Below are 22,784 nucleotides of genomic sequence, written 5' to 3' on the forward strand. Positions count from 1 at the left end.
ATTGGGAACTCACCCGGCCTTGAGAGTTTTGAACGGGACTGAGCACGCCTCATCCAAAAACTTCACCACAGTGCCCATACACGCCTGGCGTTCTTCGACATGGGGCATGTGGCTGGAGTCTTCAAAGAGCGCCCAGCGCACATCCGCAATTTCATCCAGGAACGGCTTGACCACCAATGGCGTGGCCTCGTCATGCCGCCCGGAGATCACCAGGGTCGGCACATTGATCGCCGACAACCGGCCAATCGATTTCCAATCCTTCAAGCTGCCGATCACGTGGAACTCGGTCGGGCCGCTCATGGCGTGGTACACCGTGGGGTCCGAGTCGACTTGGGCAAAGGTGCGCGCGACTTCTTCCGGCCACGGATTGACGCGGCACACGTGCTGGTCATAGAAAATCCGCGAGGCGGCGAGGTATTCCGGGTCTTGATAGGTGCCGGCGGCTTCGTGCTTGAGCAGGGTTTCATGCACGCCTTCGGGCAATAACTTACGCAGGCGGTTGGCTTCGCTGACCCAGGTGCGCATGCACGTCGGCGAGTTGGCCGGGATAAACGCGCGCAGGCCCTTGGGCTGGCGGATCGCGTGTTCGCTGCCGAGCATGCCGCCCCAGGACTGGCCGAGAATCGCGTAGTTATCGCGGATGTTCAGGTGGTCGAGCAGGTTGTCCAGTTCGTCCAGGAACAGGTCGACGGTCCAGAATGAAGGGTCTTTGTCCGGCAGGTGGGTGGAGCGGCCGTTGCCCAGTTGATCGTAATGGATCACGGCATGGCCGCTGGCTGCGACGTCCTTGAAGGCGTCGACATAGTCATGGGTGCAACCGGGGCCGCCGTGGATGATCACCAGCGGCGTGCGGCCGGTGGTCAGGTCGCCGGTGACGCGGTACCAGGTCTGGTAGGCGCCAAAAGCCGCATACCCTTCGCGGATCTGTTCGATGAATTCCATTTCGTACCCTGCTCTTTGGAAAAAGGATCAGGGACACGATAGTCGGCACGCCAGATTTAGGTAACTAGCAAAACAGCTAGGTTTTACCCATCGGTCAATCTTCCAACAGGCGGTAATGGGTGGCGCGCACCACCGCCTGGACGCGGTTCTTGGCCCCCAGCTTGTGCATCGCCGAGGCCAGGTGCAGGGTGACCACTGCCAGTGAACGGCTCAATTGCGTGGCGATTTCAGCGGCGGTGAGGCCGTCGGCGGCCCATTTCAGGCATTCGCGCTCGCGTTTGGTCAGGTGGATATGCGGGTATGTGCGTAGCTCTTTGCTGAATAGCGGGTAGGCCGCTTCCTGCAAGGCGTGGGTGATCAGGCTGAAATCCGCCAGGGTCTGCTGGGCATCCTGCAACACACTGCGGGCCTTGCCGATGCGCAAGCCGGTCAACGAGGCGAAGCCACCGCGTGGCAAGTGGATGGGCACGCTGACGCCGCAGGTCAGTTGGCGTTCATGCAGGTACGAGGACACAGGGGCGTGGCAGGGGTCGATGATCTTTTGCAGGGCCGTCTGGGCTTTGGCCTCGTAGGACCAGACAAATGGCGATACCGTGCTCAAGGCCAGGTGCTGCACCGGGTCAATCTGGTAGAACCCTTCGCCACACCACAACGCGTGCCAGTCGGGCGGCGTGTTGCGCAGTTCCAGTACCGAGGGGGTGATCAAGGCGCCGTCATGGTCCATGGGCACCGGGGTGTAGTCGTACACCAGCGCATCGAAGCCCAACTGTTGGGCAAGGATAAAGGTGTTGTCCATCTGTTCGTCCAGGCTCCTGCCCGGCATCAGACGGTTATTGAAGGCAGTAAGCTTGGCCAGCATCCGTTCTGCTCCCGAATTCATTTGAATCTCGACTTGCGGCAAGTAGAATGCCACGCCCCGGCGAAGGACTGCCAGGCCAAACCTATAAGAAATACTAGGTTATGGACGCACGGCATCCTCGGTAGTGTTGGCCTGATCAACGGCCGCTGCCAGCCAGGCCGATACCACACAAGGAATGTATGCATGTGGCGTGAAATTGCCCCCGACCAGCAGTACAACGTGCAAGTCGACGGCCATAACCTCGTGGTCTACAGCTTCGGCGAAGGCGATGAGGTGCTCTTGTGCCTCAACGGCGGCCCGGGTCTGCCGTGTGACTACTTGCGCGACGCCCATGGCTGGCTCAAGGACCATAACCTGCGAGTGGTAGCATTCGACCAGCTTGGCACTGGCGCATCAGCCAGACCGACCGATGTTTCCTTGTGGGAAATCCGCCGTTATGTCGAAGAAGTCGAAACCGTGCGCCAAACCCTGGGCCTTGGGCGCGTGCATCTGCTCGGGCATTCCTGGGGCGGTTGGCTCGGCATCGAATACGCCATCCATTACCCCGATGCACTGAAAAGCCTGATCCTCGAAAACACCGTCGGTGACATTCCGCACCTGTCCCAAGAGCTTGAACGCCTGCGCGGCGCCCTCGGCAGTGAAACCGTGGCAATGATGCAGCGCCACGAAGCCATGGGCACCCTCGACCATCCGCAGTACCAGGCCGCCATCACTTTGCTCAACTATCGCCACGTGTGCCGCCTGGACGAATGGCCCGAGCCGGTCAAGCGCTCCCTCGGCGACTGGAACATGGGCCCTTACGAAACCATGCAGGGGCCCAACGAGTTCCTCTATGTCGGCAACCTCAAGGACTGGAACCGCATCCCCGAGATGGCCACCTTCAAGATGCCCACGCTGATCACCACCGGCCAGCACGACGAACTCACCCCGGCCTGTGCGATGCGCATGAAGATGGCGGTCAAGCATGCCGAGCTGCACGTGTTTCCCAACAGCAGCCATATGCCGTTTTACGAAGAGCCCCAGGCTTATTTCCCGGTGTTGCTGGACTTCCTCGCGCGTCACCGAGGCTGACGGATGAATCTGGCGCGCTACCGTTTTGTGCTGTCCCGGCCGCTGCAATTGCTGCCGGTGTTGTTTGGCATCAGCCTGATCACCTTTATCCTGGTGCGCTCGATCCCCGGCGATCCGGCGCGCGCCTTGCTGGGCTCGCGCAGCACACCGGACGCGCTGCTGAAAATCCGCGCCCAGTACGGCCTCGATCAGCCGTTGTGGCTGCAATATTTCTACTTCCTGAAGAACCTGCTCAAGGGTGATCTCGGCCAATCGCTGCTGTACAAGGTCGATGCCCTGAAGCTGATCGTCACCCGCATCGAACCGACCCTGGTGCTGGTGCTCGGTAGCGTGCTGCTGGCGCTGTTGATCGCGGTGCCGCTGGCCACCCTGGCGGCACGCAACAAGGGCGGCTGGGTGGACAACCTGATCCGTGTGTTCACCACGGTCGGCCTGGGGATGCCGGCGTTCTGGCTGGGGTTGATGCTGATCCTGCTGCTGAGTGTGAAGTGGGGTCTGTTTCCGGTGTCTGGCTACGGCCGCACCTTTCTCGACAAGGCGCATCACATGGTCTTGCCGTGCCTGACCATTGCCCTGGCGCTGTCGGCGGTGCTGGTTCGCAACCTGCGGGCGAGCATGTTGATGGAGTTGCAGGCCGATCACGTCACCGCCGCCCGGGCGCGCGGGTTGTCGGAAGCGGCGGTGTTTCGCCGACACGTGCTGCCCAATTCCCTGGTGCCGGCGGTCAACCTGCTGGCGGTGAATATCGGCTGGCTGATCAGCGGCACGGTGGTGATCGAAAGCCTGTTCGCCATCCCCGGCATCGGCCAATTGCTGGTGCGCGGCATCTTTACCCGCGACTACATGGTGGTGCAGGGCGTGGCGATGGTGCTGGCCTGCGCGACGGTACTGGTCAATTTTGTTGCCGACGTGGTGACGGTAGCCCTCGACCCACGGGTGAAGATGCAATGAGCAGCCGCCCGTTGATTGCCCCATGGCGCCTGCGCCTGCGCTTTGGTTTTCGCAATGGCCGGCTGACCGCTGCGTGGGGCCTGTTGATCCTGTTGCTGTGGTTTGCCCTGGCACTGTTTGCGCCGTGGATCGCCCCCTACGACCCGATTGCGCAGAACACCGAGTTCAGTTTGCTGGCCCCAAGCCTGGCCCATCCTTTCGGTACCGATAACTATGGCCGCGACATTCTCTCCCGAGTGATCTGGGGCGCGCGCATCGACCTGCAACTGGCCATCGTCGGGGTGATTTTCCCATTTATGATCGGCACCTTTGTCGGCGCGGTCTCCGGCTACATCGGCGGGCGGTTCGACAGCTTTTGCATGCGCGTGATCGACGTGATCCTGGCGTTCCCGTTCCTGGTGTTGATGCTGGCGATCATGGCCATCCTCGGGCCGGGCTTGAAGAGCTTTTATATCGCCATGGCGCTGGTGGGCTGGGTGTCGTATGCGCGGTTGATCCGCTCGCAGATCCTGGTGCTCAAGGAAAGCGACTTTGCCCTGGCCGCCAAGAGCCTGGGCTTTGGCCATGGGCGCATTCTGTTCCGGCATTTGCTGCCGAATGCGATGTTCGGCTCCATTGTATTTTCCATGTCGGATGCGGTGCTGGTGCTGCTCAATGGCGCCGCCGTGAGTTACCTGGGCCTGGGGGTGCAACCGCCAACCGCCGAGTGGGGCACGATGGTTGCCGAAGGGCAGGCGTTTATCACCACGGCCTGGTGGATCTGTACATTCCCGGGCCTGGCCATCGTCACCCTGGCCATGGGCTTCAGCCTGCTGGCCGACGGTGTCGCGCAAGTGTTGGGGGACCGCTCATGAGCCTGTTGCAGGTGCAGGACCTGAGCGTGATCGCCAACAACGCCGGGCGCGATGTGACGCTGGTGGACCGTGTGTCCTTCGACCTGGCCGAAGGCGAAATCCTCGGGCTGGTGGGCGAAAGCGGCTCGGGCAAGACCATGGCCTGTCGCGGGCTCATGCGCTTGTTGCCGTCGCCGAACCTGCGGGTGCAAGGTGGTGGCGTGCGGCTGGCCGGCCAGGATTTGTTGACGCTGGACGATGCCGGCATGCGCGCCGTACGCGGTGGACAGTTGGGCATGATCTTCCAGAACCCCAGCAGCCACCTCGACCCGCTGATGCGCATCGGCGAGCAGATTGCCGAGGGCATTCGCCTGCACCAGGGCGCGTCGAAAAAAGACGCGCGTCGGCAAGCCATCGAGGTGCTGCGCCAAGTCGGCATTCCCGACCCTCAGGTGCGGGTGGACAACTATCCCCACGAGTTTTCTGGGGGCATGCGCCAACGCGCGATGATCGCCGTCGCCTTGGGCTGCAACCCTAAAGTGTTGATTGCCGACGAGCCGACTACGGCCCTGGATGTGACCGTGCAGGCACAAATCCTGCGCCTGCTGCTGGACCTGCGCGACCGGCGCGGCCTGTCGATCATCATGATCACCCACGACCTTGGCGTGGTGGCGCAGACCTGTGATTCCATCGCGGTGATGTACGCCGGGCGCCTGTGCGAGCAGGGCAGCAAGTACGACCTGTTGGCGCGCCCGCAACACCCGTATACCGCCGGCCTGATCGCTTGCCAGCCGGCCCACAGCAGCGGCCACGCCTTGCTGCGCACCATTGCCGGCCAGCCGCCGCTGCTTGATGCGTTGCCCGCCGGTTGCCGCTTCAACCCGCGTTGCCCGCAGGTGGGCGCCTTGTGTACTGAGCAGGTACCGCAAGGTGCGCGCGTGGCCTGTCACTACCCGTTGGGAGCGCACGCATGAGCCTGTTGCAGATCAAGGACCTGGAGGTGAAGTTTGCCGCGTCCGGCAGCGGTTTCCTGGGGTTGAACAAGCAGTGGGTGAGGGCGGTGAACGGTGTTTCGCTGAACCTGGCGGCGGGGGAAACCCTGGGACTGGTGGGCGAGTCCGGCAGTGGCAAGAGCACCCTGGGCCGGGCGATCCTGCACCTCAATCCGATCAGCGCCGGGCAGGTGCTGTTCGATGGCATCGACATGGCCCATGGCAGCCCTATCGACATCGCCCGCCTGCGCCATGAAACCGCGATGATCTTCCAGGACCCCTACGCGGCGCTGAACCCGCGCCACACCATCGGCGAAACCATCGCCGAGGTCCTGCGGGTGCAGCGCAAGGTCACGCCGGACCAAATCCCGCGCCGCGTCGATGAGCTACTCGACCTGGTCGGCTTGCGCCCCGAACTGGCCAGCCGCAAGCCCGGCTCCCTCAGCGGCGGCCAGTGCCAGCGCGTCGGTATCGCCCGCGCATTGGCGGTGGAGCCGCGCCTGATCATCGCCGATGAGTGCGTGGCGGCGCTGGATGTGTCGATCCAGGGCCAGATCATCAACCTGTTGCTGGAACTGCAACAGCGCATGAACCTGGCGATCCTGTTTATCGCCCATGACCTGGCCATCGTGCGTCGCCTGTGCGACCGCGTGGCGGTGATGTACCTGGGCAAGATCGTCGAGGAAGGGCCGGTGGAAGCGGTCTTCACCGCGCCGCGCCATCCCTATACGGCGGCGTTGATCGAGGCGATTCCCGAGATCGATCCCCATCGGCCGTTGCCTACGGAGCCTTTGCCCGGTGAGCCGCCAAGCCCACTGAACCTGCCTACCGGTTGCGCCTTTCACCCGCGTTGCCGGCATGCGCAAACGATGTGTTCCGTGGTGTTGCCGCCTACCCATTTCCTGCACGAGCATCGGTACAGTTGCGTGCTTGAAGAACCGTTGCTTTAACCTTCTGCCATTCATTAACAAGGAGTTGTGATATGCAATCGCGCCATTTGAAGTCTCTCGCCGCCGCTACATTGACCGCATGGTCCCTGACTGCCGGGTTGGCGCAAGCCGCCGGTGTACTGACCATCGGCTGCCGTGAAGACAGCACCACGTTCGACCCGATCAAAAGCGCGCAAAACCGTGACACCTGGGTATTCGCCAACGTGTACGACACCCTGGTACGCGTGGATAACCTGGGCACCAAAATGGAACCGGGGCTGGCAGAAAGCTGGGACATTTCCAAGGACGGCCTGACCTACACCTTCAAGCTGCGCGATGCGAAGTTCTCCGATGGCTCGGCGATCAGCGCCGACGACGCGGCGTTCAGCCTGTTGCGCATCCGTGACAACAAGGCCTCGCTGTGGAGCGATCCGTTCAGCCTGATCGACACCGCCAAGGCGGCCGATCCGAAGACCCTGGTGGTCACCCTCAAGACCCCAGCTGTAGCCTTCCTCTCGCAACTGGCGTCGCCGACGGTGTCGATCCTGTCGGAAAAGGCCATGACCAAGATGGGCGAAGACGCCTACTCGGAAAACCCGGTAACCTCCGGCGCGTTTACCGTGGACGAGTGGCGCAAGGGCGACCGCGTGATCCTGAAGAAGAACCCGAACTTCTGGCAGGCCAAGAACGTCAGCCTGGACGGCGTGGAGTGGGTCTCCGTGACCGACGACAACACGCGCATGCGCATGGTGCAGAACAACGAACTGGACACGGCGATCTTCGTGCCGTTCTCCCGCGTTGAAGAGCTGAAGAAAGACAAGAACGTGGTGATCCATGCCGATCCGTCGACCCGTGAAGATCACCTGCTGATCAACCACGAGCACGGCCTGCTGGCCAAGCCCGAAGTGCGTCAGGCGCTGGACCTGGCCATCGACAAACAATCGCTGGTGAAGACCGCCACTTACGGCCAAGGCACCGTTGCCTATTCCTACATCCCCAAAGGCTCGCTGTACCACTACGCCAACAACCTGCAGCGCCCGTATGACCCGACGGCCGCCAAGAAGCTGCTGGCCGATGCCGGCGCCAAGGACTTGAAGCTCAACTACGTGGTCAACGCCGGCAACGAAGCCGATGAGCAGATCGCGGTGATCATCAAGGACCAGTTGGCCAAGGTCGGCGTGACCGCCAACCTGCAAAAGGTCGACCCGACCCAAAGCTGGCAGATGCTGGTGGACGGTGAGTACGATATTTCGGTGATGTACTGGACCAACGACATCCTCGACCCGGACCAGAAGACCACCTTCGTGCTGGGCCACGACACCAACCAGAACTACATGACCCGCTACAAGAACGACAAGGTCAAGGACCTGGTGGCAGCCGCACGGATCGAGGCCGACCCGGTCAAGCGTGAGCAGATGTATGTGGAGTTGCAGAAGTTGGCGAAGCAGGATGTGAACTGGATTGACTTGTACTACAGCCCGTACATCAACATCTCACGCAAGAATGTGAGCAACTTCCTGCAAAACCCGCTGGGGCGTTTCACCCTTGAAGAAGTCGTAAAAAACTAAGTCCTCACCAACAACATAAATCAACTGTGGGAGCTGGCTTGCCTGCGATGGCGGTCTGTCAGTGACGAATACCTCGCCTGACACTCCGCCATCGCGGGCAAGCCCGCTCCCACATTTTTTTGTGGCCACATTTGGTTCTGTGGTGTGTCAGGTGTTATTGCGCGTCAAACGCCTGGCCGTTGATGCCAGCACTGTCCGGCCCCATCAGGTACAGGTACACCGGCATGATTTCTTCCGGCGCCGGCCGCTCCATCGGGTTCTCCCCCGGATACGCCTGGGCGCGCATGCTGGTGCGTGTGCCACCTGGGTTGATGCTGTTGGAGCGTACCGCTGCCACATCCTCAAGCTCATCCGCCAGGGTCTGCATCAAACCCTCAGTGGCAAATTTCGACACACCATAAGCCCCCCAGTACGCCCGACCCTTGCGCCCGACGCTGCTGGAGGTAAACACCACCGACGCATCCTGGGACAGCTTGAGCAGCGGCAGCAAGGTGCTGGTCAGCATGAACATCGCGTTGACGTTCACGTGCATCACCCGCATGAAGTTCTCACCGGACAACTGCTCGATCGGCGTACGTGGGCCGATGATCGAGGCGTTGTGCAGCAGGCCGTCGAGGTGGCCGAATTCCTTTTCGATCATCGCTGCCAGCTCATCGTATTGATGGGGCAGGGCGGTCTCCAGGTTGAAGGGGATCACCACCGGCTGAGGTTGGCCGGCTGCTTCGATTTCGTCATAGACCTGGGCCAGGTTGGCTTCGGTCTTGCCCAGCAGCAGCACGGTGGCGCCGTGGGCGGCGTAGGTTTTTGCCGCTGCCGCGCCAATCCCGCGACCGGCGCCGGTGACCAGGATCACCCGGTCTTTGAGCAGTTCTGGACGTGCAGAGTAATCAAACATAAATAGCCTCGACAAAATTCAACAGGTTGCAAACACCAGACTTGAAAACAGTGAAGATCCCCTGTGGGAGCGGGCTTGCTCGCGAATGCGGTGGTTCAGTTGAAGTATCTGTGACTGACACTCCGTTTTCGCGAGCAAGCCCGCTCCCACATTTGGATCTTCATTGACCTGTAGGCTCAGTGTTTTATCAGCAACTGCACAGTGCGTTATCCAGCACCTTGCGCAGTTCCAGCGGATGGTCCACCACCACGTCGGCGCCCCAGTTGCGCGGGTTGTCGTCCGGGTGGATATAGCCGTAGGTCACCGCCGCGGTGCGGGTGCCGGCATCGCGGCCAGACTCGATGTCACGCAGGTCATCGCCCACGAACAACACGCTGGCCGGGTCCAGGTCGAGCATCTTGCACGCCAGAATCATCGGCTCCGGGTCCGGCTTGCTGTTTTTCACGTGGTCCGGGCAGATCAGCAGGGCCGAGCGCTCGGCCAGGCCCAGTTGCTGCATGATCGGTTCGGCAAAGCGCAGCGGCTTGTTGGTGACCACGCCCCAGACCAGTTTGGACTTCTCGATGTCCGCCAGCAGTTCGGCCATGCCATCGAACAGTTTGCTGTGCACCGCGCAACCCTTGAGGTAACGCTCCAGGAACTCCAGGCGCAACTCTTCAAAGCCTGGGGATTCCGGGTCCATCGAAAAGGTCACGGCGACCATCGCCCGCGCACCGCCGGAGATTTCATCGCGGATGTGCGCATCGTTGATCGGCGCCAGGCCACGGTCGGCGCGCATGGCCTGGCAGATGGCGATAAAGTCCGGCGCGGTGTCCAGCAGCGTACCGTCCATATCGAAGAGAACCGCTCGCAACTTCACAGGCTTACTCCTCGCGCAGGGTCTGGATCATGTAGTTGACGTCCACGTCGCTGGCCAGTTTGTAGTGCTTGGTCAGCGGGTTGTAGGTCAGGCCGATGATGTCCTTGACGGTCAGCCCGGCCTGGCGGCTCCAGGCGCCCAGCTCGGACGGGCGGATGAATTTCTTGAAGTCATGGGTGCCACGCGGCAGCAGCTTCATGATGTATTCGGCGCCGATGATCGCGAACAGGTAGGCCTTGGGGTTGCGGTTGATGGTGGAGAAGAACACCTGGCCGCCCGGCTTGACCATGCGGAAGCAGGCGCGGATTACCGAGGACGGGTCCGGCACGTGTTCGAGCATTTCCAGGCAGGTGACCACGTCGAATTGCTCGGGCATTTCTTCGGCGAGGTCTTCGGCGGTGATCTGGCGGTATTCGACGTTAACGCCGGACTCCAGCTGATGCAGTTGGGCCACGGCCAGTGGCGCTTCGCCCATGTCGATACCCATCACCGTGGCGCCGCGCTGGGCCATGGCTTCGCTGAGGATGCCGCCGCCGCAGCCGACGTCCAACACCTTCTTGCCGGCCAGGTTGACGCGTTCGTCAATCCAGTTGACCCGCAGCGGGTTGATGTCGTGCAGGGGTTTGAACTCGCTTTCGCGGTCCCACCAGCGGTGGGCCAGGGCTTCGAATTTGGCGATTTCGGCGTGGTCGACGTTGCTCATGGTGCATCCTCTAAATCTGATAAATCGGTTTGTCGGTCTTGAACGTACGGCTTCAAGGCCGGCGTTATTCGTGGTGCCCGCTGATGCGCTTGCCCCAGGCCATGGCCGTGGCGGTCAGTTGCTGTTCATCCATGCGGGTCAATTGCCGGTCGTCGAGCAATTGCTTGCCGGCGACCCAAAGGTGTTTCACGCAATCGCGTCCGGTGGCATATATAAGCTGTGAGACTGGATCGTAGACCGGTTGTTGCGCCAGCCCCGACAGATCGAAGGCGACCATATCCGCCGCCTTGCCGACTTCCAGTGAGCCAATCTCGCTTTCCAGGCCCATGGCCCGTGCGCCGTTGAGGGTGGCCATGCGCAGGGCGCGGTGGGCATCCAGGGCAGTGGCCGAACCGGCGACGGCTTTGGCCAGCATCGCCGCCGTGCGGGTTTCGCCCAGCAGGTCGAGGTCATTGTTGCTGGCGGCGCCATCGGTGCCGATGGCCACGTTGACGCCAGCCTGCCACAAGCGCTCCACCGGGCAGAAGCCGCTGGCCAGTTTCAGGTTGGATTCCGGGCAGTGGATCACGCTGGTGTTGCTTTCTACCAGCAAAGCCAGGTCATCTTCGCTGATTTGGGTCATATGAACGGCCTGGAAGCGCGGGCCCAGCAACCCAAGGCGGCCCAGGCGCGCGAGTGGGCGCTCGCCGGTCTGCTCGACGGCTTGCTGCACTTCAAAGGCGGTTTCGTGCACGTGCATGTGGATCGCGGCGTCCAGCTCTTCGGCGATCACGCGGATTTTTTCCAGGTTGGCATCGCACACGGTGTAGGGCGCATGAGGGCCGAAGGTGACCTTGATGCGCGGGTGGTGCTTGAGGTCGCCGAACAGCTCGACACCCTGGCGGATGGCCTCGTCGGCGCTGCCGGCGCCGGGAATCGGGAAGTCGAGGATCGGAATCGCAATTTGCGCACGCATGCCGCTGTTATGCACGCAGTCACTGGCGACCTTGGGGTAGAAGTACATGTCCGAGAAACAGGTGATGCCACCCTTGAGCTGCTCGGCGATAGCCAGGTCGGTGCCGTCGCGTACGAAAGCCTCATCGACCCACTTGGCCTCGGCGGGCCAGATGTGTTTTTCCAGCCAGGTCATCAGTGGCAAGTCATCGGCCAGGCCGCGAAACAGGCTCATCGCCGCATGCCCGTGGGCGTTGACCAGGCCGGGGCTGAGGAGCATGCCCGGCAACTCGCGGACCTCGGTGGCTGCCAGCTTCAATGCCGCCGCCCGTGGGCCGATAAAGGCAATGCGCCCATCACGGATGCCCACGCCATGTTCCTTGAGCACCACGCCGGCAGGTTCGACGGGCACCAGCCAGGTGGGCAGTAATACCAAGTCGAGCGGGGCGGCAGTGGCGGTCATCGCAGGCTTCTTCCCAGGCAGCTATAAAAGAAGGCCGAAGTATACCCGAGCGTCCCGGCTGGCGGATCGCTATAATCGGCGGCTTTTGTTCATGAGTGCGGAGTAAGGGATGCGCGATCGACTGTTGGCTGCGGAGAAAGTGAAGGCCATCGATTGGCGTGATGGCGCGCTGTACCTGCTCGATCAGCGTGCCTTGCCGTCCCGGGAAAGCTGGGTGGCGTGCTCCACGGTTGAGGCCGTGGCTGCAGCGATTCGCACCATGGTCGTGCGCGGTGCGCCGGCGATCGGCATCAGCGCGGCCTATGGCTTGGTGCTCGCGGCCCGTGAACGTATCGCCGAGGGCGGTGACTGGCAGGCTGCGTGGGAAGAAGACTACGCAATGTTGGCTGAAAGCCGTCCCACTGCGTCGAACCTGTTCTGGGCCCTGAAACGCATGCGCGATCGTCTGGATCGCCTCAAAAAGCACGCCGATCCGTTGGCCGTGCTGGAGGCCGAGGCCATTGCGATCCACGAAAGTGATCGGGAAGCCAATTTGAACATGGCCCAACTGGGTGTCGAGCTGATCCGCAAGCACCAGGGCAACGCCCAGGCGATCCTGACCCATGGCAATGCGGGTGCGTTGGCTACGGGGGGTGTGGGCACGGCCCTTGGCGTGATTCGGGCGGCCTTCCTGGAGGGCATGGTCGAGCAGGTCTATGCCAACGAGACCCGGCCTTGGCTACAAGGCTCGCGGCTGACGGCCTGGGAGCTGGCGGGCGAGGGCATCCCGGTGACGGTGAATGCCGACTCGGCGGGCGCACATATCCTCAAGACCAAAGGCGTAACCTGGGTGATCGTCGGCGCCGATTGCATTGCCGCCAATGGCGATGTGATCAGCAAGATCGGCACTTATCAGCTTGCCGTGTGCGCCATGCACCATGGCGTGCGCTTTATGGTGGTGGCGCCGAGTTCGACCGTCGATTTGATGATGGCGGCGGGCGATGACGTCGCGCTGGAGGAACGTGATCCGGGCGAGTTGCTGGAAATTGTCGGGCAGCGCCTGGGGGTGGATGCGTTCAATCCGGTGTTCGACGTGACGCCGGCGGATCTGATCGACGTGATCGTCACGGAAAAGGGCGTTGTCGAGCGGCCGGATGTGGCCAAGATGGCCAAGTTGATGTGCCGTAAGCGGCTGCATTGAGGGGGGTGGTGCCTGTTGGACCGCATTCGCGAGCAAGCCCGCTCCCACATTTTGAATGTGTTCACAAATCAAATGTGGGAGCGGGCTTGCTCGCGAATGGGCCGATAAGTCAACAAATCCTTCGGATTCACTCCCGAAAAATAGCACCAACCCGCCTCTAAGCCCCTCTCGTCCCCCTCAAGCCTGTCACCCGTCAACTAACTATGCTCCATGCGCATCTGGGGGATAGGTGCGTGGCGGCGATTGTGATAACATCCGGCGGTTTCCAAGGCCGCCCCGAGGGGTTGCCTATAACGTGCAGATCCGTGTCATAACTCGTTGATTTGTCGTAAGTCGTTGTCAGGCACCGTGCCGGCAGCGGCGAGCTTCGTTCGTCCCATATGGATGTGACGAGGTTTCACCCGAAAAAGGAATCAGGCTTCTCATGGGCGAACTGGCCAAAGAAATCCTCCCGGTCAATATCGAAGACGAGCTGAAACAGTCCTACCTCGACTACGCGATGAGCGTAATTGTCGGTCGGGCACTGCCTGATGCGCGCGATGGCTTGAAGCCCGTGCACCGGCGTGTGCTGTTCGCGATGAGCGAGCTGGGTAACGACTGGAACAAGCCGTACAAGAAATCTGCCCGTGTTGTCGGTGACGTGATCGGTAAGTATCACCCTCACGGCGACACTGCGGTGTACGACACCATCGTTCGGATGGCGCAGCCGTTTTCCCTGCGCTACCTGCTGGTAGACGGCCAGGGCAACTTCGGTTCGGTCGACGGCGACAACGCCGCGGCCATGCGATACACCGAAGTGCGCATGACCAAGCTGGCGCACGAGCTGCTGGCTGACCTGCACAAAGAAACCGTGGACTGGGTGCCGAACTACGACGGCACCGAAATGATCCCGGCCGTCATGCCAACCCGTATTCCCAACCTGCTGGTCAACGGTTCCAGCGGTATCGCCGTGGGCATGGCGACCAACATCCCGCCGCACAACCTCGGTGAAGTCATCGACGGTTGCCTGGCCCTCATCGACAACCCTGAGCTGACCGTCGATGAGTTGATGCAATACATTCCCGGCCCGGACTTCCCGACCGCCGCGATCATCAACGGTCGCGCCGGTATCATCGAAGCCTACCGCACCGGCCGTGGCCGCATTTACATGCGCGCCCGCTCGATGATCGAAGACATCGACAAGGTCGGTGGCCGCCAGCAGATCGTCATCACCGAACTGCCGTACCAGTTGAACAAGGCGCGCCTGATCGAGAAGATCGCCGAGCTGGTCAAAGAGAAGAAGCTGGAAGGCATCACCGAGCTGCGCGACGAGTCCGACAAAGACGGTATGCGCGTGGTGATCGAACTGCGTCGTGGCGAAGTACCTGAGGTGATCCTCAACAACCTCTACGCCCAGACCCAGCTGCAAAGCGTGTTTGGGATCAACGTGGTTGCACTGATCGACGGCCGCCCGCGCATCCTGAACCTCAAGGACCTGCTGGAAGCCTTCGTGCGTCACCGCCGCGAAGTGGTCACCCGTCGTACCGTGTTCGAACTGCGCAAGGCCCGCGAGCGCGGCCACATCCTGGAAGGCCAGGCGGTTGCGCTGTCGAACATCGACCCAGTGATCGCCTTGATCAAGGCCTCGCCAACCCCGTCGGAAGCCAAGGAAGCGCTGATCAGCACGCCTTGGGAATCCAGCGCTGTGGTAGCGATGGTTGAGCGTGCCGGTGCCGATTCGTGCCGCCCAGAGACCCTGGACCCGCAATACGGCCTGCGCGAAGGCAAGTACTTCCTGTCGCCGGAGCAGGCCCAGGCCATCCTGGAGCTGCGCCTGCACCGCCTGACCGGCCTGGAGCACGAGAAGCTGCTGGCCGAGTACCAGGAGATCCTCAACCAGATCGGCGAGTTGATCCGCATCCTCAGCAGCGCCGTGCGCCTGATGGAAGTGATCCGCGAAGAACTGGAAGTGATCCGCGCCGAATACGGCGACGTGCGCCGCACCGAGATCCTCGATGCCCGCCTCGACCTGACCCTGGGTGACATGATCCCGGAAGAAGAGCGCGTCGTGACCATTTCCCACGGTGGCTACGCCAAGACCCAGCCTCTGGCTGCGTACCAGGCCCAGCGCCGTGGTGGTAAAGGTAAATCGGCTACCGGCGTGAAGGATGAGGACTACATCGCTCACCTGCTCGTGGCCAACAGCCACACCACGCTGCTGCTGTTCTCCAGCAAAGGCAAGGTGTACTGGCTCAAGACCTACGAGATCCCGGAAGCCTCCCGTGCCGCCCGTGGTCGTCCGTTGGTCAACCTGCTGCCGCTGGACAGTGATGAATACATCACCACCATGCTGCCGGTCGAGGAATACACCGAAGGTCACTTCATCTTCATGGCCACCGCCAAAGGCACCGTCAAGAAGACCCCGCTGGAATCCTTCAGCCGCCAGCGCAGCGTGGGCCTGATCGCCCTGGAGCTGGACGAAGGTGACGTACTGATCTCCGCCGCCATCACCGATGGCGAGCGTGAAGTCATGCTGTTCTCCGACGGCGGCAAGGTGACACGCTTCAAGGAATCCGACGTTCGCGCCATGGGCCGTACCGCCCGCGGTGTGCGCGGCATGCGCCTGCCAGAAGGGCAGAAGCTGATTTCGATGCTGATCCCGGAAGAAGGCAGCCAGATCCTCACCGCTTCGGCGCGTGGTTACGGCAAGCGTACCGCCATCAGCGAGTTCCCGGAGTACAAGCGTGGCGGCCAGGGCGTGATTGCCATGGTCAGCAACGACCGCAACGGCCGTCTGGTCGGCGCAGTCCAGGTGCTCGATGGCGAGGAAATCATGCTGATTTCCGACCAGGGCACCCTGGTACGTACCCGTGTGGCCGAAGTGTCGAGCCTGGGCCGTAACACCCAGGGCGTGACGCTGATCAAGCTGGCCAGCGACGAGACACTGGTGGGCCTGGAGCGAGTCCAGGAACCATCGGAAGTCGAAGGCGAGGAGCTTGAGGGTGCAGAGCTCGAAGGGGAAGGCTTTGATGGCGAGGTGATCGCAAGCGGCGATGACAATGTCGACGAGCCAACCCTCGACGCTGCCGCAGACGAAGAAGAACCGCAGGAATAAGCGGACACACAGGGGGCGGATGAAGATTCGCCCCCTTGTTGTTTGTCCCCTTTGAAACAACATGTCCTTTGGCTGGACGCGGTCAATGTGGGAGCTGGCTTGCCTGCGATGGCAGCGCCACGGTATCACTGCGATACCGAGGTGCCCTTATCGCAGGCAAGCCAGCTCCCACAAGGATTCGCTCCAGAGAAAGGGTGTTGCCGAACATGATTGCAGCCCCACCAGATCAGAGTGAGATTGGATGTGAGCAAGAGAGCCTATAACTTCTGTGCCGGTCCCGCGGCGCTTCCTGAAGCAGTCCTGCAGCGTGCGCAGGGTGAACTCCTCGACTGGCATGGAAAAGGCCTCTCTGTGATGGAAATGAGCCATCGCAGCGATGAGTTCGTGTCCATTGCCAACAAGGCCGAGCAGGACCTGCGCGACTTGCTGGACATCCCATCGAACTACAAAGTGCTGTTCCTGCAAGGCGGCGCCAGCCAGCAGTTCGCACAGATTCCACTGAACCTGCTGCCGGAAGATGGCACTGCCGACTATATCGACACCGGTATCTGGGGCCAGAAGGCCATTGAAGAGGCCTCGCGCTACGGCAACGTCAACGTCGCCGGTACTGCCAAGCCCTACGACTACTTCGCGATTCCCGGTCAGAACGAGTGGAAGCTGTCGAAGGATGCGGCCTACGTCCATTACGTGCAGAACGAAACCATCGGCGGCCTGGAATTCGACTGGGTGCCGGAAGTCGGCGACGTGCCGTTGGTGTGCGACATGTCCTCGGACATCCTCTCGCGCCCGATCGACGTGTCCAAGTACGGCATGATCTACGCCGGTGCGCAGAAGAACATCGGCCCGAGCGGCATCCTGGTCAACATCATCCGCGAAGACCTGCTGGGTCGCGCCCGTTCGCTGTGCCCGACCATGCTCAACTACAAGGTCGCGGCCGATAACGGTTCGATGTACAACACCCCGCCGGCGTTCGCCTGGTACCTGTCCGGCCTGGTGTTCGAGTGGCTGAAAGAGCAGGGCGGTGTCGCTGCCATGGGCAAGCTCAACGAAGAGAAGAAGCGCACCCTGTACGACTTCATCGACGCCAGCGGCCTGTACAGCAACCCGATCAACCTCAGCGACCGCTCGTGGATGAACGTGCCTTTCCGCTTGGCTGACGACCGCCTCGACAAGCCATTCCTGGCCGGTGCCGACGCGCGCGGCCTGCTGAACCTCAAGGGCCACCGTTCGGTCGGTGGCATGCGCGCCTCCATCTACAACGCTGTCGACATCCACGCGATCAACGCGCTGGTTGCCTACATGGCAGAGTTCGAAAAGGAACACGGCTAATGTCTGAGCAAGAACTCAAGGCCCTGCGCGTACGCATTGACAGCCTGGACGAGAAAGTCCTGGAGCTGATCAGTGAGCGCGCGCGATGTGCCCAGGAAGTGGCGCGGGTGAAGATGGCATCCCTGGCGGAAGGCGAAGTGCCGGTGTTCTACCGGCCTGAGCGTGAAGCCCAGGTGCTCAAGCGTGTGATGGAGCGCAACAAAGGCCCGCTGGGCAACGAAGAGATGGCGCGGTTGTTCCGCGAAATCATGTCCTCGTGCCTGGCCCTGGAGCAGCCGCTGAAAGTGGCTTACCTCGGCCCTGAAGGTACCTTCACCCAAGCGGCGGCCATGAAGCACTTCGGCCACGCGGTGATCAGCAAGCCAATGGCAGCGATCGACGAAGTGTTCCGTGAAGTGGCGGCCGGTGCGGTGAATTTTGGCGTGGTCCCGGTGGAAAACTCCACCGAGGGCGCGGTCAACCACACCCTGGACAGCTTCCTTGAGCACGACATGGTGATCTGCGGCGAAGTCGAACTGCGTATCCACCACCACTTGCTGGTGGGCGAGAACACCAAGACCGACAGCATCAGCCGTATCTACTCCCACGCCCAGTCCCTGGCCCAGTGCCGCAAGTGGCTGGATGCGCACTACCCGAATGTCGAGCGCGTGGCGGTGTCCAGCAACGCCGAAGCGGCCAAGCGGGTCAAGGGCGAGTGGAACTCGGCGGCCATCGCCGGGGATATGGCAGCGGGCCTGTACGGCCTGACGCGCCTGGCCGAGAAAATCGAGGACCGCCCGGATAACTCCACGCGCTTCCTGATGATCGGCAGCCAGGAAGTGCCGCCGACCGGCGACGACAAGACCTCGATCATCGTCTCCATGAGCAACAAGCCCGGCGCACTGCATGAATTGCTGGTGCCGTTCCATGACAACGGGATTGACCTGACGCGCATCGAGACTCGTCCGTCGCGCAGCGGTAAATGGACCTACGTGTTCTTTATCGATTTCATCGGTCATCACCGTGACCCGCTGGTCAAGGGTGTGCTGGAGAAAATCAGTCAGGAAGCAGTGGCACTCAAGGTGCTGGGCTCCTACCCGAAAGCGGTTTTGTGAGGCGTTAACATGAGTGGCAACTTCCTTGCCCTGGCGCAGCCGGGCGTGCAACAACTGTCGCCTTACGTTCCGGGAAAGCCTGTGGACGAGTTGGCGCGTGAGTTGAACCTGGATCCGGCGAAGATCGTCAAGCTGGCCAGTAACGAGAACCCGTTGGGCCCAAGCCCCAAGGTGTTGGCGGCGATTCGTGAAGAGTTGGCCGAGCTGACGCGTTATCCCGATGGCAACGGCTTTGCCCTGAAGTCGCTGCTGGCTGAAAAGTGCCGGGTCGAGCTGAACCAGGTCACCCTGGGCAACGGCTCCAACGACATTCTTGAGCTGGTAGGCCGTGCTTACCTGGCGCCGGGCCTCAACGCGGTGTTCAGTGAGCACGCGTTTGCCGTCTACCCGATCGTCACCCAGGCGGTGGGTGCTGATGCGCGGGTGATTCCGGCGAAGGACTGGGGTCACGATCTGCCGGCCATGCTGGCGGCCATCGATGCGCAGACCCGCGTGGTGTTTATCGCCAACCCGAACAACCCGACCGGGACCTGGTTCGATGCGCAGGCGCTGAACGATTTCCTGCAGGACGTGCCCGAGCACGTGCTGGTGGTGCTGGACGAGGCCTACATCGAGTACGCCGAAGGCAGCGACCTGCCGGACGGCCTGGACTTCCTGGCGGCCTATCCGAACCTGCTGGTATCGCGCACGTTCTCCAAGGCGTATGGCTTGGCGTCGTTGCGGGTTGGCTACGGTTTGTCCACGGCCGTTGTTGCCGATGTGCTGAACCGCGTACGCCAGCCGTTCAACGTCAACAGCCTCGCCCTGGCGGCGGCTTGTGCGGCGGTGAAGGATGCCGAGTACCTGGAAGAGGGTCGCCGCATCAACGAAAGCGGCATGTTGCAACTGCAAGAGGGTTTCCGTGAGTTGGGGCTGGGTTGGATTCCGTCCAAGGGCAACTTCATCTGTGTCGATCTTGGCCAGGTGGCTGCCCCGGTGTTCCAGGGGCTGCTGGCTGAAGGTGTGATCGTGCGCCCGGTGGCCAACTACGGCATGCCGAACCACCTGCGTATCACCATTGGTTTGCCGGCCGAGAACGCCCGCTTCCTGGAGGCGTTGGCCAAGGTTCTGGCTCGTGGTTGATGTCACTGCAATGCAACCTGCTGTGCCTATGATCGGTCGCCTGGTGGTGGTCGGTCTGGGGTTGATCGGCGGCTCCTTCGCCAAGGGCCTGCGTGAAAGCGGGTTGTGTGGCGAGGTGGTCGGTGTGGACCTGGATCCGCAGTCGCGCAAGTTGGCGGTTGAGCTCGGGGTGGTCGATCGCTGTGAGGCGGACCTGGCGCTTGCCTGCCAGGGCGCGGACGTAATCCAGCTGGCGGTGCCGATCCTGTCCATGGAGAAATTGCTGGCGTTGTTGGCCGGCATGGACCTGGGTCAGGCGATCCTGACGGACGTCGGCAGTGCCAAGGGCAATGTGGTGCGCGCGGCGCAACTGGCCTTTGGCGGCATGCCGGCGCGCTTTGTGCCGGGCCATCCGATTGCAGGCTCCGAGCAGAGCGGGGTGGAGGCGTCGAATGCGCAGTTGTTCCGCCGGCACAAGGTGATCCTCACGCCGCTGGCGCAAACCGATCCGGCGGCGCTGGCGGTGGTGGATCGTCTGTGGCGCGAGCTGGGGGCGGACGTCGAGCATATGCAGGTGGAGCGCCACGACGAAGTGCTGGCGGCGACCAGCCACTTGCCCCATCTGTTGGCATTTGGTTTGGTGGACTCCCTGGCCAAGCGCAACGAGAATCTCGAGATTTTCCGTTACGCCGCCGGTGGCTTCCGTGATTTCACGCGGATTGCCGGCAGTGATCCGGTGATGTGGCACGACATCTTTCTCGCCAACCGCGAAGCGGTGTTGCGTACCCTGGACACCTTTCGCAGCGACCTCGACGCCTTGCGCGACGCAGTTGATGCGGGTGATGGGCATCAATTGCTGGGCGTATTCACCCGTGCGCGGGTGGCGCGGGAGCATTTCAGCAAGATCCTGGCGCGTCGGGCGTACATGGAAACGGCGGTGGGTGCCGATGAGCTGGCGTTCCTGGCCAGTCCGGGCGGCTGCGTGAGCGGGCGTATCCGCGTGCCGGGCGACAAGTCGATTTCCCACCGCTCGATCATGCTGGGTTCGTTGGCCGAGGGTGTGACGGAGGTCGAAGGTTTTCTCGAAGGCGAAGATGCCCTGGCGACCTTGCAGGCGTTTCGCGACATGGGCGTGGTGATTGAAGGCCCGCACCATGGGCGCGTGACCATTCACGGGGTGGGCTTGCATGGTTTGAAGGCAGCGCCAGGGCCGATTTACCTGGGGAACTCCGGCACGTCCATGCGGTTGCTGTCCGGGCTGCTGGCCGCGCAAAGCTTCGACAGTGTACTGACGGGCGATGCTTCTCTATCCAAACGTCCCATGAGTCGTGTGGCCAAGCCGCTGCGGGAAATGGGCGCGGTGATCGAGACTGGCCCTGAAGGGCGGCCGCCGCTGACTATTCGTGGCGGCCAGGCGTTGAAAGGGCTGACGTACGCATTACCGATGGCCAGCGCGCAGGTCAAGTCCTGCCTGTTGCTGGCCGGGCTGTACGCCGCAGGCAAGACCTCGGTGACCGAGCCGGCGCCGACCCGTGATCATACCGAGCGCATGCTGCGAGGCTTTGGTTATCCGGTGGCGGTTGACGGGGCGACTGCGTCGGTCGAGTCCGGGCATGCGTTGACGGCAACCCGTATTGAGGTGCCGGGGGATATTTCCTCTGCGGCGTTTTTCCTGGTGGCCGCTTCGATTGCCGAAGGCTCCGACGTGTTGCTGGAGCATGTTGGCATCAATCCGACACGTACCGGGGTGATTGATATCCTGCGACTGATGGGGGCGGATATCACCCTGGAAAACCCGCGTGAAGTGGGTGGGGAGCCTGTCGCCGATCTGCGTGTGCGCGCGGCGGCGTTGAAGGGGATCGAGATTCCCGAAGCGCTGGTGCCGTTGGCGATCGATGAGTTCCCGGTGTTGTTTGTTGCGGCAGCTTGTGCGGCGGGGCGCACCGTTTTGCGGGGCGCTGAAGAGCTGCGTGTCAAAGAGTCTGATCGTATTCAGGTCATGGCCGATGGTCTGTTGGCGCTGGGGGTCAAGTGTGAACCGACCCCTGATGGGATTATTATCGACGGGGGGGCGATGGGGGGTGGTGAAGTCCATGCTCACGGTGATCATCGGATTGCCATGGCCTTCAGCGTTGCTTCCCTGCGGGCGACAGCGCCGATTCGTATCCGTGACTGCGCCAATGTAGCTACATCTTTTCCGAACTTTCTTACACTGTGTGCCCAGGTCGGCATTCGTGTAGCCCAAGAGGCTCAATTGTGAATATTAAAGCACCGGTGATTACCATCGACGGGCCAAGCGGCTCGGGCAAAGGCACGATCGCCGGCATCCTGGCCAAGCGCCTGGGTTGGTGCCTGCTGGATTCCGGCGCCCTTTACCGCCTGCTGGCTTTTGCTGCGCGCAATCATGGCGTAGACCTGACCAACGAAGAATCCTTGAAACTGTTGGCGGCGCATCTTGATGTGCAGTTCGTCGGGGCGACGGAAGGTCATCCGCAACGCATCATCCTGGAAGGGGATGATGTGACCGACGACCTGCGTAATGAACAAGTCGGTTCCTGGGCTTCGCAGATTGCCGCGCTGCCGGCCGTACGTGACGCATTGCTGCAGCGTCAGCGGGCTTTTCAGGAGCCGCCAGGCCTGGTGGCTGACGGGCGCGATATGGGAACCGTCGTGTTTCCCGAGGCGCCGCTGAAGGTTTTCCTCACCGCCAGCGCCGAGGAACGGGCTCGCCGCCGCTACTTGCAGTTGAAGGGCAAAGTCGATGGTGTTAGTCTGTCGAGTCTGCTAGATGAGATCCGTGCACGTGATGAGCGTGATACCCAGCGCGCAGTAGCCCCGCTTAAACCGGCGGCTGATGCGATACAGCTGGATTCCACGGAGTTGTCCATCGAGCAGGTGCTGGAACGCATCTTGAGCGAAATCGCCATTCGCGATATCGCCGGGTGACCAAGAAGGCCGCAGGGGACCAGTCATAGTCCTGCGGTGGCT

The 22,784-nt window shown here is 61.9% G+C and carries 19 protein-coding genes; 13 read left to right on the forward strand and 6 right to left on the reverse strand.

Features of this window, described 5'->3' with window-relative positions:
- Window positions 1-9 precede the first annotated feature (9 nt).
- Both ACZRMO_RS04560 and ACZRMO_RS04565 read right to left on the reverse strand, forming a co-directional pair.
- Window positions 10-942: a proline iminopeptidase-family hydrolase gene (locus tag ACZRMO_RS04560; protein WP_463972041.1), complete on the reverse strand. Its 933-nt coding sequence runs from the start codon at window positions 940-942 to the stop codon at window positions 10-12.
- A gap of 94 nt (window positions 943-1,036) precedes the next feature.
- The gene (locus ACZRMO_RS04565; RefSeq protein WP_463972042.1) at window positions 1,037-1,801 is read right to left on the reverse strand and encodes a LuxR family transcriptional regulator; all 765 of its coding nucleotides are present in this window, start codon (window positions 1,799-1,801) and stop codon (window positions 1,037-1,039) included.
- Window positions 1,802-1,984: 183 nt separating this feature from the next.
- On the opposite strand from ACZRMO_RS04565, the gene ACZRMO_RS04570 reads away from it, so the two are divergent.
- The 6 genes from ACZRMO_RS04570 to ACZRMO_RS04595 are packed head-to-tail and all read left to right on the forward strand — an operon-like array spanning window position 1,985 to window position 8,145.
- The gene (locus ACZRMO_RS04570; protein WP_463972043.1) at window positions 1,985-2,872 is read left to right on the forward strand and encodes a proline iminopeptidase-family hydrolase; all 888 of its coding nucleotides are present in this window, start codon (window positions 1,985-1,987) and stop codon (window positions 2,870-2,872) included.
- 3 nt (window positions 2,873-2,875) lie between these two features.
- Window positions 2,876-3,823: an ABC transporter permease gene (locus ACZRMO_RS04575; protein ID WP_463972044.1), complete on the forward strand. Its 948-nt coding sequence runs from the start codon at window positions 2,876-2,878 to the stop codon at window positions 3,821-3,823.
- Window positions 3,820-4,677, forward strand: coding sequence for an ABC transporter permease (locus ACZRMO_RS04580; protein ID WP_463972045.1), 858 nt, complete (start codon window positions 3,820-3,822; stop codon window positions 4,675-4,677). The genes ACZRMO_RS04575 and ACZRMO_RS04580 overlap by 4 nt, the downstream gene beginning before the upstream one ends.
- Window positions 4,674-5,630, forward strand: coding sequence for an ABC transporter ATP-binding protein (locus ACZRMO_RS04585; RefSeq protein ID WP_463972046.1), 957 nt, complete (start codon window positions 4,674-4,676; stop codon window positions 5,628-5,630). The genes ACZRMO_RS04580 and ACZRMO_RS04585 overlap by 4 nt, the downstream gene beginning before the upstream one ends.
- Window positions 5,627-6,598, forward strand: a complete 972-nt coding sequence (locus ACZRMO_RS04590; RefSeq protein ID WP_463972047.1) for an ABC transporter ATP-binding protein — start codon at window positions 5,627-5,629, stop codon at window positions 6,596-6,598. Before ACZRMO_RS04585 ends, ACZRMO_RS04590 begins: the two co-directional genes overlap by 4 nt.
- Window positions 6,599-6,630: 32 nt before the next feature.
- Complete coding sequence (locus tag ACZRMO_RS04595; RefSeq protein ID WP_463972048.1) at window positions 6,631-8,145, forward strand: ABC transporter substrate-binding protein; 1,515 nt, start codon at window positions 6,631-6,633, stop codon at window positions 8,143-8,145.
- A gap of 154 nt (window positions 8,146-8,299) precedes the next feature.
- Here ACZRMO_RS04595 and ACZRMO_RS04600 read toward each other — a convergent pair whose 3' ends face one another.
- The 4 genes from ACZRMO_RS04600 to ACZRMO_RS04615 form a co-directional block, all read right to left on the reverse strand.
- Entirely contained in the window at window positions 8,300-9,040 is a 741-nt protein-coding gene (locus tag ACZRMO_RS04600; RefSeq protein ID WP_457293437.1) for a YciK family oxidoreductase, read from the reverse strand.
- A 187-nt stretch (window positions 9,041-9,227) separates the two neighbouring features.
- Entirely contained in the window at window positions 9,228-9,899 is a 672-nt protein-coding gene (gene mupP, locus ACZRMO_RS04605) for an N-acetylmuramic acid 6-phosphate phosphatase MupP (protein WP_026136488.1), read from the reverse strand.
- A 4-nt stretch (window positions 9,900-9,903) separates the two neighbouring features.
- Window positions 9,904-10,602: a bifunctional 2-polyprenyl-6-hydroxyphenol methylase/3-demethylubiquinol 3-O-methyltransferase UbiG gene (gene ubiG, locus ACZRMO_RS04610; RefSeq protein ID WP_017734479.1), complete on the reverse strand. Its 699-nt coding sequence runs from the start codon at window positions 10,600-10,602 to the stop codon at window positions 9,904-9,906.
- A 64-nt stretch (window positions 10,603-10,666) separates the two neighbouring features.
- The gene (locus tag ACZRMO_RS04615; RefSeq protein WP_207046226.1) at window positions 10,667-11,998 is read right to left on the reverse strand and encodes a TRZ/ATZ family hydrolase; all 1,332 of its coding nucleotides are present in this window, start codon (window positions 11,996-11,998) and stop codon (window positions 10,667-10,669) included.
- Window positions 11,999-12,107: 109 nt separating this feature from the next.
- Here ACZRMO_RS04615 and mtnA point away from each other — a divergent pair, with 109 nt between their 5' ends.
- From mtnA to cmk, 7 genes are all read left to right on the forward strand, one after another.
- Window positions 12,108-13,178: an S-methyl-5-thioribose-1-phosphate isomerase gene (mtnA, locus tag ACZRMO_RS04620; RefSeq protein ID WP_463972049.1), complete on the forward strand. Its 1,071-nt coding sequence runs from the start codon at window positions 12,108-12,110 to the stop codon at window positions 13,176-13,178.
- Window positions 13,179-13,602: 424 nt separating this feature from the next.
- Entirely contained in the window at window positions 13,603-16,272 is a 2,670-nt protein-coding gene (gyrA, locus tag ACZRMO_RS04625; RefSeq protein WP_463972050.1) for a DNA gyrase subunit A, read from the forward strand.
- Window positions 16,273-16,515: 243 nt separating this feature from the next.
- Window positions 16,516-17,601 (forward strand): 3-phosphoserine/phosphohydroxythreonine transaminase, encoded by a 1,086-nt coding sequence (gene serC, locus ACZRMO_RS04630; protein ID WP_124528088.1) that lies wholly within the window; start codon window positions 16,516-16,518, stop codon window positions 17,599-17,601.
- On the forward strand, window positions 17,601-18,695 hold the full coding sequence (gene pheA / locus ACZRMO_RS04635; RefSeq protein ID WP_003172650.1) for a prephenate dehydratase: 1,095 nt from the start codon (window positions 17,601-17,603) through the stop codon (window positions 18,693-18,695). The genes serC and pheA overlap by 1 nt, the downstream gene beginning before the upstream one ends.
- A 9-nt stretch (window positions 18,696-18,704) precedes the next feature.
- Window positions 18,705-19,817, forward strand: coding sequence for a histidinol-phosphate transaminase (gene hisC, locus ACZRMO_RS04640; protein ID WP_207046218.1), 1,113 nt, complete (start codon window positions 18,705-18,707; stop codon window positions 19,815-19,817).
- Between the two features lie 28 nt (window positions 19,818-19,845).
- Window positions 19,846-22,056, forward strand: a complete 2,211-nt coding sequence (locus ACZRMO_RS04645; protein WP_463972126.1) for a bifunctional prephenate dehydrogenase/3-phosphoshikimate 1-carboxyvinyltransferase — start codon at window positions 19,846-19,848, stop codon at window positions 22,054-22,056.
- Window positions 22,053-22,742: a (d)CMP kinase gene (gene cmk / locus ACZRMO_RS04650; RefSeq protein WP_124528091.1), complete on the forward strand. Its 690-nt coding sequence runs from the start codon at window positions 22,053-22,055 to the stop codon at window positions 22,740-22,742. The genes ACZRMO_RS04645 and cmk overlap by 4 nt, the downstream gene beginning before the upstream one ends.
- Window positions 22,743-22,784 lie beyond the last annotated feature (42 nt).

Source organism: Pseudomonas sp. B611 (assembly GCF_055407965.1).